Below are 12,443 nucleotides of genomic sequence, written 5' to 3'. Positions count from 1 at the left end.
CGCGCCCGTGGGTCGCAGGGCCTCCCCCGGCCGGGCGGCCGCTCGTATGGTGTGGGGCATGAGCCCCAAACTGCGCCGCGAACTGGACGGCATCCCCACGTACAAGCCGGGCAGACCCCCGGCCGTGGAAGAGGGAGTGACCGCTTACAAGCTGTCCTCCAACGAGAACCCCTACGCGCCGCTGCCCGGTGTCCTGGAGGCGGCCACCGCCGCCGCGGAGAACTTCAACCGCTACCCGGACATGGCGTGCACGGCCCTTCACGGCGAGCTGGCGCACCGCTTCGGCGTGCCGGTGGAGCACATCGCCACCGGCACCGGCTCGGTCGGGGTCGCGCAGCAGCTGCTGCAGTCGACCGCCGGACCGGGTGACGAGGTCATCTACGCCTGGCGGTCCTTCGAGGCCTATCCGATCATCACGCAGATCAGCGGAGCGGCCTCGGTGCCGGTGCCGCTGGACGCGGACGAGACCCACGACCTGGACGCGATGGCCGGGGCGATCACCGACCGGACGCGGCTGGTCTTCGTCTGCAACCCCAACAACCCCACCGGCACGGTGGTCCGCCGGGCCGCGCTGGAGCGCTTCCTGGACCGCGTCCCCTCGGACGTGCTGGTCGTGCTGGACGAGGCGTACAAGGAGTTCATCCGCGATCCCGAGGTCCCGGACGGCGTCGAGGTCTACCGCGACCGTCCCAACGTGGCGGTGCTGCGCACCTTCTCCAAGGCGTACGGGCTCGCCGGGCTGCGCGTGGGGTTCGCGATCGCGCACGAGCCGGTCGCGGCGGCGCTGCGCAAGACGGCCGTCCCCTTCGGGGTGAGCCAGCTCGCCCAGGACGCGGCGGTGGCCTCGCTGCGCGCGGAGGCGGCGCTGCTGGAGCGGGTCGACGCACTGGTGACCGAGCGGGCCCGGGTCTTCGACGGGCTGACGGCGCAGGGCTGGACGGTGCCGGAGACCCACGCCAACTTCGTGTGGCTGCGGCTGGGGGAGCGCACGGCCGACTTCGCCGCGGCCTGTGAGCGGGCCGGCGTCACCGTCCGTCCGTTCGCGGGGGAGGGCGTGCGGATCACGGTCGGCGAGGACGCCGCCAACGACGTCCTGCTCCGTACGGCCGAGGCCTTCCGCAAGGAGTTGTAGCCGGCCCCGCGCGCCGTCCCGGGTTCCACGGGGCGTCGTGGCGCCCTTTTCGCCCCCTCCCACCCCCCGGTGTGAGGGGGCGAAAACGTGTGCGGCATACTGAGCTTGTGAATGCGTTCACTTTCACAAGCTCGGCAAGATAGGAGGCGTGGCGTGGACCTGGCACTGGACTCCGTGGCCGTCGCGCGATGGCAATTCGGCATCACGACCGTCTACCACTACCTCTTCGTCCCACTCACGATCTCCCTCGCCGCGCTGACCGCGGGCCTCCAGACGGCCTGGGTGCGCACGGGCAAGGAGAAGTACCTGCGGGCGACCAAGTTCTGGGGCAAGCTCTTCCTGATCAACATCGCCATGGGCGTGGCCACCGGCCTGGTCCAGGAGTTCCAGTTCGGCATGAACTGGTCGGACTACTCGCGCTTCGTCGGCGACGTGTTCGGCGCCCCGCTCGCCTTCGAGTCGCTCATCGCCTTCTTCTTCGAGTCCACCTTCATCGGCCTGTGGATCTTCGGCTGGGACAAGCTGCCGCAGAAGATCCACCTGGCCTGCATCTGGCTGGTCTCGCTGGGCACGATCCTGTCCGCGTACTTCATCCTCGCCGCCAACTCCTGGATGCAGCACCCGGTCGGCTATCGCTACAACAAGGTCACCGGCCGCGCCGAGCTGACGGACTTCTGGGCCGTGCTCACCCAGAACACCACCCTCGTCGTGGTTTTCCACACGCTGACCGCGGCCTTCCTGACCGGCGCCGCCTTCATGATCGGCATCTCGGCCTACCACCTGGCCCGCCGCAGGCACGTCGCGGTCATGAGGACCTCGCTGCGCCTCGCCCTGGTCACCGCCGTGGTCGCCGGCCTGCTCACCGCGATCAGCGGCGACCGGCTGGGCAAGGTCATGTACGAGCAGCAGCCGATGAAGATGGCCGCCGCCGAGGCCCTGTGGGACGGCGAGTCCCCGGCCCCGTTCTCGATCTTCGCGTACGGCGACGTCGAGAAGGGCCACAACACCGTGGCCGTCGAGGTCCCCGGACTGCTGTCCTTCCTCGCCCACGACGACTTCAGCTCGTACGTCCCCGGCATCAACGACGTCAACAAGGCCGAGCAGGAGAAGTACGGCCCCGGCGACTACCGGCCCAACGTCCCGGTCGCCTACTGGGGCTTCCGCTGGATGATCGGCTTCGGCATGACCTCCTTCGCGGTCGGCCTGGCGGGACTCTGGCTCACCCGCCGCAGGTTCTGGCTCGCCGAGGACCGGCGCACCGCCGACGACGAGCCACCGCACCTGATGCTCACCAGGGACACCGCCCTCTCCCCGGCCCTGTCCCGCTGGTACTGGCGGATCGGGCTGCTCACCATGGGCTTCCCGCTGATCGCCAACTCCTGGGGCTGGATCTTCACCGAGAACGGCCGCCAGCCGTGGGTCGTGTACGGGCTGCTGCGCACCGAGGACGCGGTCTCCCCCGGCGTCTCCACCGCCGAGATGCTGACCTCGCTGGTCGTCCTCACCGCGCTCTACGCCGTCCTCGCCGTCGTCGAGGTCAAGCTCCTGGTCAAGTACGCCAAGGCCGGGCCGCCCGAGCTCACCGAGGCCGACCTCCATCCCCCCACGAAGATCGGCGGCGACGCCGACGCCGACCGCCCGATGGCCTTCTCGTACTAGGGAGAGACGGCATGCACCTCCACGACGTCTGGTTCGTCATCATCGCCGTCCTGTGGACCGGCTACTTCTTCCTCGAGGGCTTCGACTTCGGCATCGGCGTCCTCACCCGGCTGCTCGCCCGCGACCGACCCGAACGGCGGGTGCTGATCAACACCATCGGCCCGGTCTGGGACGGCAACGAGGTCTGGCTGATCACCGCCGGCGGCGCCACCTTCGCCGCCTTCCCCGAGTGGTACGCCACCCTCTTCTCGGGCTTCTACCTGCCGCTGCTGGTGATCCTGCTCTGCCTGATCGTCCGGGTTGTGGCCTTCGAGTACCGGGCCAAGCGCAGCACCGAGCGCTGGCAGACCGGCTGGGAACAGGCCATCTTCTGGACCTCCCTGCTCCCCGCCTTCCTGTGGGGCGTGGCGTTCGCCAACATCGTGCACGGGGTGGACATCGACGCCTCCGGCGAGTACACCGGCGGGGTCCTGGACCTGCTCGGCCCCCACGCCCTGCTCGGCGGACTCGTCACGCTCAGCCTCTTCACCTTCCACGGCGCGGTCTTCGCGGCGCTGAAGACCCTCGGTGACATCCGCGACCGTGCCCGCCGCTTCGCCACCCGGGCCGGAGCGGTCACCGCCGTGCTCGCGGTCGCCTTCCTGGCCTGGACGCAGGGCAGCGGCGGGAACACGGCGAGCCTGGCGGCCGCGGCCGTCGCCGTGCTCGCGCTGCTCGCCGCGCTGGGCGCCAACCTGAGGGGCCGCGAGGGCTGGGCGTTCGCCTTCTCCGGGGTCACCGTCACCGCCGTGGTGGCGATGTTCTTCCTGGTGCTCTTCCCGGACGTCATGCCCTCCACGCTGGACCCGGCGTGGAGCCTGACGGTGGAGAACGCCTCCTCGACCCCGTACACGCTGAAGATCATGACCTGGTGCGCCGCGATCGCGGCCCCGCTGGTCGTGCTCTACCAGGCCTGGACGTACTGGGTGTTCCGCAGGCGGATCGGCACCCAGCACATCGCCGAAGCGCACTGAGGAGCTGTTTCACGTGAAACCCGTCGACCCCCGGCTCCTGAGGTACGCCCGCGCGACCCGTGTGTTCCTCGCCGTCTCCGTCCTTCTCGGTCTCGCCGGTGCGGGCCTGGTCATCGCGCAGGCGATGCTCCTCGCGGAGATCGTCGTCGGGGGTTTCCAGGACGGTCTCGACGCCGGAGCGCTGCGCACCCCCCTGCTGCTGCTCGCCGGCGTCGCGGCCGGCCGGGCGGCCGTCTCCTGGCTCACCGAGCTGTGCGCCCACCGCGCCTCCGCCGCGGTCAAGTCCCGGCTGCGCACACGGCTGCTGGAGCACGTCACCGCACTGGGCCCGGCGGGGCTCACCGAGCGCCGGACCGGTGAGCTCACCACGCTCGCCACCCGGGGCGTCGACGCCCTCGACGGCTACTTCGCCCGCTACCTGCCCCAACTGGGCCTGGCGGTCGTGGTGCCCGCCGCCGTCCTCGCCCGCATCGTCACCGAGGACTGGATCTCGGCGCTCACCATCGCCCTGACCCTCCCCCTCATCCCGGTCTTCATGGTCCTCATCGGCTGGGCCACCCAGGCCCGCATGGACCGTCAGTGGCAACTGCTCGCCCGGTTGTCCGGCCACTTCCTCGACGTCGTCGCGGGCCTGCCCACCCTCAAGGTCTTCGGCCGGGCCAAGGCCCAGGCGGAGTCCATCCGCGCCATCACCGCCGACCACCGGCGCGCCACGATGCGGACGCTGCGCATCACCTTCCTCTCCTCCTTCGCCCTGGAACTGCTCTCCACCATCTCCGTCGCCCTGGTCGCCGTCGGTGTCGGCATGCGGCTGGTCCACGGTGAACTCGACCTCCGCACCGGGCTGGTCATCCTCGTCCTGGCGCCGGAGGCGTACCTGCCGCTGCGCCAGGTGGGAGCCCACTACCACGCGGCCGCCGAGGGGCTCTCCGCCGCCGACGAGGTCTTCGCCGTGCTGGAGACCGCGCCGCCCCGGCGCGGTACGGCCCCGGCCCCCGACCTGCGGACCGCGGTCGTCGAACTGGACGGGGTCGCCGTGCAGGGCCGCCTCGGCGCCGTCTCCCTGCGGGTCTCCCCCGGCGAGACGATCGCCCTCACCGGCCCCAGCGGGATCGGCAAGAGCACCCTGCTCTCCGTGCTGCTCGGCTTCACCGAGCCGACCTCGGGACGGGTCCTGGCCGGCGGCACCGAACTCGCCGCCCACGACCCGGCCGGCTGGCACCGGCAGATCGCCTGGGTCCCCCAGCGGCCGTACCTCTGCGCCGGGACCGTCGCCGACAACGTACGGCTGGCCCGGCCGGACGCGAGCCCGGCTGGGGTCCGCGCCGCGCTCCGGGACGCCGGCGCCCCGGACCTCGACCCCGCGACGGTGGTCGGGGAGGGCGGCGCCGGGCTCTCCGCCGGACAGCGGCAACGCGTCGCCCTGGCCCGGGCGTTCCTCGCCGACCGGCCGCTGCTGCTGCTCGACGAACCCACGGCGGCGCTGGACGGGGAGACCGAGGCGGCCGTGGTCGACGCCGTACGGCGGCTCGCGGCCGGCCGCACGGTGCTGCTCGTGGTGCACCGCCCGGCGCTGCTGGCCGTGGCGGACCGCACGGTGCGGCTCGACGGCCGCCCGGAGCGTGCCGTGCCGTCCACCGCGGCGCAGCCCGCCAGGGCCGAACGGCAGGCCGCGGCCACGGTCAGTGCCCCCGAACCCCTCGGCGCGGCCCTCGCCGTCGCGCCGGCCGCGCCCTCCGCCGCCAGGACCTCCGCGCCGCTGACCCGGGTACGCCGGGTCACGTCGCCGCTGCGGCCGCGGTTCGCCCTCGCGTTGCTGCTCGGCGCCCTCGCGCTGCTGAGCGCCGTCGGCCTGATGGCGACCTCGGCCTGGCTGATATCCCGGGCCTCGCAGCAGCCGCCGGTCCTCTACCTGATGGTCGCGGTCACCGCGACCCGGGCCTTCGGGATCGGCCGGGCGGTGTTCCGCTACGCCGAGCGCCTGGTCTCGCACGACGCCGTCTTCCGCGCCCTGGCCGACCTCAGGGTCACCGTGTACCGCCGGCTGGAGCGGCTCGCGCCCGCCGCGCTGCGCGACACCCGGCGGGGCGACCTGCTCTCCCGCCTCGTCGCCGACGTGGACGGCCTGCAGGACTACTTCCTGCGCTGGCTGCTCCCCGCGGGCGCCGCCGCGCTCACCGGTACCGCGGCGGCCGCGTTCACGGCGTGGCTGCTGCCCGGTGCCGGAGCCGCCCTGGCGGTGGGACTGCTCACCGCCGGCGTGGCCGTGCCGGCCGTCTCCGCGGCGCTGGCCCGGCGCGCCGAACGCGCGCTCGCCCCCGCCCGCGGTGAACTCGCGGCCCAGGTCGTCGAGGTGCTCGCCGGCACCGCCGAACTGACCGTCGCCGGGGCACTGCCCGGGCGCCGCGCCAAGGCGGCCGAGACGGACCGCGTGCTCACCCGGATCGCGGCGCGTTCCGCGGCCGGTGCGGCGCTCGGGGCCGGGCTCGGCGCCCTGGTCAGCGGAGTCACCGTCACGCTCTGCGCCTGGGCGGGCGTGCGGGCGGTGGCCGCCGGCGGACTGTCCGGGGTCGCGCTCGCGGTCGTCGTGCTCACCCCGCTCGCGGCCTTCGAGGCGGTGGCGGCCATGCCGCTCGCGGCGCAGTACCGGCAGCGCAGCCGGCAGGCGGCGCAGCGCGTGTACGACGTGCTCGACACCCCCGAGCCCGTACGGGAGCCGGAACGCCCCGCCCCCGTGCCCGCCGGACCGCACCCCCTGGTGCTGCGCGGTCTCACCGCCCGTCATCCGGGGCAGCCCCGGCCCGCGCTGGACGGCGTCGGCCTCGAACTGACTCCCGGTCGCCGGATCGCGGTCGTCGGCCCCTCCGGATCGGGCAAGACGACCCTCGCCCACGTGCTGCTGCGCTTCCTGGACGTCGAGGCGGGCACCTACACCCTCGCGGGCACCGACGCCACGGCCCTCGACGGCGACGCCGTGCGCCGCATGGTCGGCCTGTGCGCCCAGGACGCGCACGCCTTCGACAGCTCGGTCCGGGAGAACCTGCGCCTGGCCCGCCCCGGCGCGGACGACGCGGAGCTGCGCGGCGCGCTCGCCGCGGCCCGGCTCGACCTGGACCTCGACCTCCCGGTCGGCGAGCACGGCACCCGCCTGTCCGGCGGCCAGCGCCAGCGGCTGGCGCTGGCCCGGGCGCTGCTCGCCGACTTCCCCGTCCTGGTGCTCGATGAGCCCGCGGAACACCTCGACCTGGCCACCGCCGACGCCCTGACCGCCGATCTGCTGGCCGCGACCACGGGCCGGACGACCGTGCTGATCACCCACCGCCTCACCGGTCTGGAAGGGGTCGACGAGATCCTCGTCCTCGACCGCGGCCGGGTCGTGCAGCGCGGTACGCACCAGGAGCTGGCCGCCGCCGACGGCCCGTTCCGCCGGGGCCTGGACCGCGAGCGTGCGGCCGACGCACTGGGCGCGCCCGAGCCGGAGTCGATCACGGCGTAGGACGCGGCACCGGCCTAGGCTCGCCGTATGGCAGAACCACTGGCCAAGCTGCTGGACGCCGTCGGCTCGGTCACGACCGCGCTGCTGGCGGACGAACAACCGGGCGAGAACGCGCTCGACGTCGTCGCCGAGCAGGCCCGCGCGCTCGTGGCGGCCGACGCGGGCCTGGTTCTGCTGCCGACGGTCGAGGGCGGTCTGGAGGTGGTCGCGGTCTCGGCCCAGCAACCCGCGGGCCTGGTCGGCACGGTGCTCGAGGCGGACAGCCCGCCTGTGGCGCCGCTGATGGCGGGCGAGCCGGTGTTCGTGGAGGACGCCTCGACCGACGACCGGATGACCATGGCGATCGCCCCGCGCTTCGGGGCCTGCATGATCCTGCCGCTGCAGAGCAGCGGCCATGTGATGGGCGCGCTCGCGCTGCCGAGGGCCCACGGCGTGCCGGGCTTCACCGAGGACGAGCGCTTCGTCGCCGTCCAGTTCGCGGCGCAGGCGGCGCTGGCCCTGCTGCTCGCCGACGCCCAGCGCGACCGCAACCGGCTGGCCGTCTACGAGGAGCGCGACCGGATCGCCCGTGACCTGCACGACCTGGTCATCCAGCGGCTCTTCGCGACGGGCCTGATGCTGCAGGGGGCCCGGCGCAAGGCGCTGCCGCCCGAAGCGGAGGCGGGCATCGCGCACGCGGTCGAGGAACTGGACGCCACCATCCAGGAGGTGCGGACGGCGATCTTCGCGCTGCAGCAGGAGCCGGGCGACGACGCACCGGCGGGACTGCGCGCCCAGGTGCTGCGGGAGACCGGCTCCGCCGCGCGGGGCCTGGGCTTCCCGCCCTCCGTCCGCTTCGTCGGGCCCGTCGACCACCGGGTCGGCGCGCTCAGCGCCCGCAACCTCGTGGCGGCGCTGCGCGAGGCGCTGTCCAACGTCCAGCGGCACGCGGGCGCCACCTGGGTCGAGGTGGTGCTCGACGCCACCGCCGTGCTCGCCGACGGTCGCGAGGGGGTGCGGCTCATCGTCTCCGACGACGGCGTCGGCATCCCGGAGACCGGGCGGCGCAGCGGGCTGCGCAACCTCGCCCGCCGCGCGGAGTCGCTGGGCGGCGAGTCGATCTTCGGGCCGGGGCCGGACGGCAAGGGCACCACGCTCGCCTGGGAGGCGCCCCTGTGAGACCGGAGGGGGTCAGCGGGCGGCGAGGATCCGCTCGATGACCAGGGCGACGCCGTCCTCCTCGTTCGCCACGGTGCGGTGCGTCGTGGCGGCCAGCACCTCGGGGTGGGCGTTGGCGACGGCGTACGAGGTGCCTGCCCACGACAGCATGGCGAGGTCGTTGGGCATGTCCCCGAAGGCCACGACCTCCTCGGCGGAGATGCCGAGGTCCGCGCAGCAGCGTGCGAGCGTCGTCGCCTTGCTGACCCCGGCACCGCTGATCTCCAGCAGCGCCGACGCGCTGGACCGGGTGATCTCGGCGTGCTCCCCGGCCACCGTGCGTGCGGTGCGCAGGAAGGCGTCCGGGTCGATGGACGGGTGCTTGGCGAGCAGCTTCAGCACGGGCTGGCCGTGCCGCCCGCCGTCCAGCAGCTCCTCCACCGGGGCGACGACGGCGTCGGGCGCGGGGGCGTACGGCGGGTACTCCGGCTCGTACGCGAAGCCGCCGGTCAGCTCGACGGCGAAGGTCGTGCCGGGGACGGCGGTGCGCAGGGAGGCGATGACCGCGAGCGCGTCCCGCGGGTCGAGGGGGTAGGCCGCCAGCAACCTCTTGTCGCGGTGCAGGTCGTAGACGGCGGCGCCGTTGGCGCAGATCGCCATGCCGTGGCCGGCGGTGTGCGCGGCGACCACGTCCATCCACCGCGCGGGCCGGCCGGTGACGAAGAAGACCTCGATGCCCGCGGCCTCCGCGTCCGCCAGGGCGGCGATCGTCCGGGCCGAAACGGTCTTGTCGTCGCGCAGGAGCGTGCCGTCCAGGTCGGTGGCGATCAGCCGCGGCGCGGGAGCCGCGAGGGTGGCGTCCGGGGTCCTGGGATGCTGGGTGGCTGAGGTCACCGACCCATGGTCCCCCATGCGGTTGCATATGACAGCAGGCGGGCGCTGAGTGCGATCACCGCCACACTCTCCGTCGCCGTTGTCAGTGCCGGGTGCCACCATCTCGCCATGGCCCTTGTGCGTTGTGAAGAGCAGCCCGACCGGGAACCGGTGCTCCTGGCCGACGCTTTGCCGACCGTCGTGGACGGCATCCGCCTGGCCGCGCGCACCGCGATACCCGTCGCCGATCCGGCGGCCGGCACCGCCACGACCTGCGGCCGGTGCGCCTGCGCCGCCTACCGCCACCGCACCGCCGGCGGCCACTGGATCCTGGTCGAGCCCGGCGAGTGGCCGTCGGCCACCGTCCCGGCCGGTCGCCGCTGGCGCGTCGCGGGTGACGGCACGGCGGTCAACCTGCGTGCCGCCGACCCCTTCGCCACCTGTCGGATCAGTCATTTCGACGTCTGTCCCGCGGGTCCGCCGCCCACGGCGTCACCCGTGCTGCTCGGCCAGTGGCGGCGCAACGCCCGCCGCCGGCTCAACTGAGCTGGGCCGGCGCCTCGGTCGCGATGCGCTCGAAGACCTTCTCGTCCGCCGCGTAGACGGAGTCCGGCACCGGCCAGTGGAGCACGATCTCGGTGATGCCGACCTCCGCGTAACGGCCGGCGAAGTCGACGAAGGCGTCGAGCGACTCCAGCGGGCGCTCGGCCGTCGACCCGGTCAGCAGGATGCGGTCGAGCTCGCCCGGATCCCGCTCGATCTCGGCGCAGGCGATCTCCAGCTGGTCGTACTGGTGCGAGACGACCTCGGGGCACTTGTCCACCGGCACCTCCGCCGGGCCCTTCGGGTCGCCGTAGGTCACCCAGGCCTGGCCGTAGCGCGCCGCCAGCCGCAGCCCGCGCGGGCCCGTCGCGGCCACCGCGAAGGGCACCCGCGGCCGCTGCACGCAGCCGGGGATGTTCCGCACCTCGTCCGCCGAGTAGAACTCGCCCTCGTGACTCACCACCGGCTCCGTCAGCAGCCGGTCCAGTACGGTGACGAACTCGCCGAAGCGGTCGGCCCGTTCCCGCGGCGTCCACGGCACCTGCCCCAGCGCGGTCGCGTCGTAGCCCACCCCGCCGGCGCCGATGCCGAGCGTCAGCCGCCCGTCGCTCACGTCGTCGAGGGAGATCAACTCCTTGGCGAGCGTGACCGGGTGCCGGAAGTTCGGCGAGGTCACGAGCGTGCCCAGCCGGATCCGCTCCGTGGCCGCGGCCGCCGCCGTCAGCGTCGGCACCGCCCCGAACCACGGGCCGTCCCGGAAGCTCCGCCACGACAGGTGGTCGTAGGTGTAGGCGGCGTGGAAGCCGAGTTCCTCGGCCCGACGCCAGACCGTCCGGCCCTCGTTCCAGCGGTGGATCGGCAGGATCACAGTGCTCAGGCGCATGTCCTCCACCCTACGGGCCCTGGCGCCGCCCGGCCCGGAGCGGTCGGACGATCGGGGCTCCGGCCGCCGTCCGGTGGAAATCGCGGCCAACCGGGCCCCGCGCGGCCCCCGCCTGCGCATCCTGTGGACGGGGCGACGCACGCCACGCGCAACAGGACGCCGCCTTACCCCCGGACATCGGGACCCGCAACTCGGGGTGCGCTGCGCGGGAAGTTCCTCGCCGGAGCGGCCGGCCGGGGCACGGCTGGGCCACCCGGGTGGTGTTGATCGGAATATCGGCGCCCTCGGGGTGCGGCACCGAGGATTTCGTGCTCACTTCCGCATCATCGGATTAGTCGCTCCCGACTCACCGAAGGAAGTGAGAGGTCATGGCTGCCAACACCCACGTCAGGACGTTCTGGGACGTCTTCGTGACGCTCCTGCTCAAGATGGTCGCGTACTTCGGGTTCGCCGTCCCGGCGTCGCGCAGCACGGCTCCTGCCGCGCCGCGACCCGAGACCGTCCCCGGGACCCGGTTCCTGCCGACCGCCGAGGCGGTCCGCCACTGGGCACCGGCGCCGCGTACGGAGCCGGCACCACAACCGGTGGCGGTGGGCGCCGCCGCGTCCGGTCCGGGGCCGCGCGTCGAACCGGGCGGACGCACACCGGACGTCCCGTCGTGCCGCACGTCGTACCGCAGCGAACCCGTCGTGCCCGAGCCGTCCGTCCCCTTCGTCCCGGCGCCCTGCCTCACCGCCGCGGCCGACGCACGCTCCTTGCCGCCGACGATGAAGCAGCGCATCCGGGCCGAGGCCCACGGCGCCTCGCCCGTGGCCCGCGTGCGCACCCGTCCGATCGGCGACGCCGGCCTCGACCCCGCGCTGACCGACGCGACCGCGGCCCCGGCCCGCACCCCCCGCCGCCGCGAGTGGGCGCTCTGCGCATGACCGCCGCGGACGCGCGTGACCAGCCGGTACGGCGTGCCGCACGGCTCCCGTTGACGTCACGTCAGGCCGTACCCACCGCGGAGGACCGCGTCGAGCGGACCGCCCGAGGGCAAGCGCACCAGCACCACCACGGCGCCGGACACGGCGCCCGCTCCAGCGGAACCGTCCGGACTCCCCGGACGACGGGCGCACACACGGGCCCGCGCCGGAGCACGGCAGTGAGCACCACGCCGGGCACCACGCCGGGCACCACCCCGAGCACCACCACGAGCACCATGACGAGGACGACGATGCCGGAGACGACCCGCACCCCCGGGGCTGTGACGGTCACCGCCGGCTCGACCCGGCCCCACACGCGGCGGGACACCCCGGCCCGCGACGGAGCCACGGACCGTCAGGTCGCCGACCCGCCCGCGCACGACGGCGGCCCGCACCGCCGCATCCGCGCGTACGGCGGAGCAGGCACGTACCGCACACGCACGCCCCGCACTCCCACGCCCCGCACTCCCACACCCCGCACACCCCCGCACCCCTCACGCGAGCGCGACCCGCGCACTCCCACGCGCCCGCACCCCACGACCCGACGCACCGCCACGCGGCACCACCGCGGGGTCCGGCCCGTCGGGGGCGACCGGTGGAGCCGACCGTGCTCCCGGACGACGCCCCGCCGCGGCTGAACCGCGCGACCCGCAGGAGGAACCCCGGCAAGACGGACGCACCGCAGCGCCTCCCCTACGGGGGAGTCAACCCCAAGGACTACGCACAACCGCCCCCCAGACTG

General features: G+C 74.0%; 8 protein-coding genes and 1 pseudogene. 7 read left to right on the top strand and 2 right to left on the bottom strand.

Going from position 1 to position 12,443, the window contains the following annotated elements:
- Window positions 1-58 precede the first annotated feature (58 nt).
- The 5 genes and pseudogenes from hisC to ACFYYN_RS00270 all read left to right on the top strand — a co-directional run.
- Entirely contained in the window at window positions 59-1,132 is a 1,074-nt protein-coding gene (hisC, locus tag ACFYYN_RS00290; RefSeq protein ID WP_500544149.1) for a histidinol-phosphate transaminase, read from the top strand.
- Between the two features lie 153 nt (window positions 1,133-1,285).
- Complete coding sequence (locus ACFYYN_RS00285) at window positions 1,286-2,791, top strand: cytochrome ubiquinol oxidase subunit I (RefSeq protein ID WP_500544148.1); 1,506 nt, start codon at window positions 1,286-1,288, stop codon at window positions 2,789-2,791.
- 11 nt (window positions 2,792-2,802) lie between these two features.
- Window positions 2,803-3,804, top strand: a complete 1,002-nt coding sequence (cydB, locus tag ACFYYN_RS00280; RefSeq protein ID WP_500330965.1) for a cytochrome d ubiquinol oxidase subunit II — start codon at window positions 2,803-2,805, stop codon at window positions 3,802-3,804.
- 13 nt (window positions 3,805-3,817) lie between these two features.
- On the top strand, window positions 3,818-7,300 hold the full coding sequence (cydD, locus tag ACFYYN_RS00275; RefSeq protein ID WP_500544147.1) for a thiol reductant ABC exporter subunit CydD: 3,483 nt from the start codon (window positions 3,818-3,820) through the stop codon (window positions 7,298-7,300).
- Between the two features lie 51 nt (window positions 7,301-7,351).
- Window positions 7,352-8,458: pseudogene (locus tag ACFYYN_RS00270) on the top strand (GAF domain-containing sensor histidine kinase); the annotation flags it as partial.
- A 12-nt stretch (window positions 8,459-8,470) separates the two neighbouring features.
- Here the strand turns inward: ACFYYN_RS00270 and ACFYYN_RS00265 are convergent.
- The gene (locus ACFYYN_RS00265; RefSeq protein ID WP_500544146.1) at window positions 8,471-9,331 is read right to left on the bottom strand and encodes an HAD family hydrolase; all 861 of its coding nucleotides are present in this window, start codon (window positions 9,329-9,331) and stop codon (window positions 8,471-8,473) included.
- A 108-nt stretch (window positions 9,332-9,439) separates the two neighbouring features.
- On the opposite strand from ACFYYN_RS00265, the gene ACFYYN_RS00260 reads away from it, so the two are divergent.
- On the top strand, window positions 9,440-9,856 hold the full coding sequence (locus ACFYYN_RS00260) for a DUF6083 domain-containing protein (protein ID WP_500544145.1): 417 nt from the start codon (window positions 9,440-9,442) through the stop codon (window positions 9,854-9,856).
- On the opposite strand, the gene ACFYYN_RS00255 is transcribed toward ACFYYN_RS00260, so the two are convergent.
- Window positions 9,849-10,736, bottom strand: coding sequence for an LLM class flavin-dependent oxidoreductase (locus tag ACFYYN_RS00255; protein WP_500544144.1), 888 nt, complete (start codon window positions 10,734-10,736; stop codon window positions 9,849-9,851). The genes ACFYYN_RS00260 and ACFYYN_RS00255 overlap by 8 nt on opposite strands.
- A 368-nt stretch (window positions 10,737-11,104) precedes the next feature.
- Here ACFYYN_RS00255 and ACFYYN_RS00250 point away from each other — a divergent pair, with 368 nt between their 5' ends.
- Window positions 11,105-11,662, top strand: coding sequence for a DUF6344 domain-containing protein (locus tag ACFYYN_RS00250; protein ID WP_500330973.1), 558 nt, complete (start codon window positions 11,105-11,107; stop codon window positions 11,660-11,662).
- Window positions 11,663-12,443: the final 781 nt, after the last annotated feature.

Source organism: Streptomyces sp. NPDC001902, assembly GCF_042891295.1.
Lineage (GTDB): Bacteria > Actinomycetota > Actinomycetes > Streptomycetales > Streptomycetaceae > Actinacidiphila.
The sequence above is the reverse complement of the archived record's forward strand: the minus strand, read 5'-3'. Positions and strand labels throughout refer to the sequence as shown.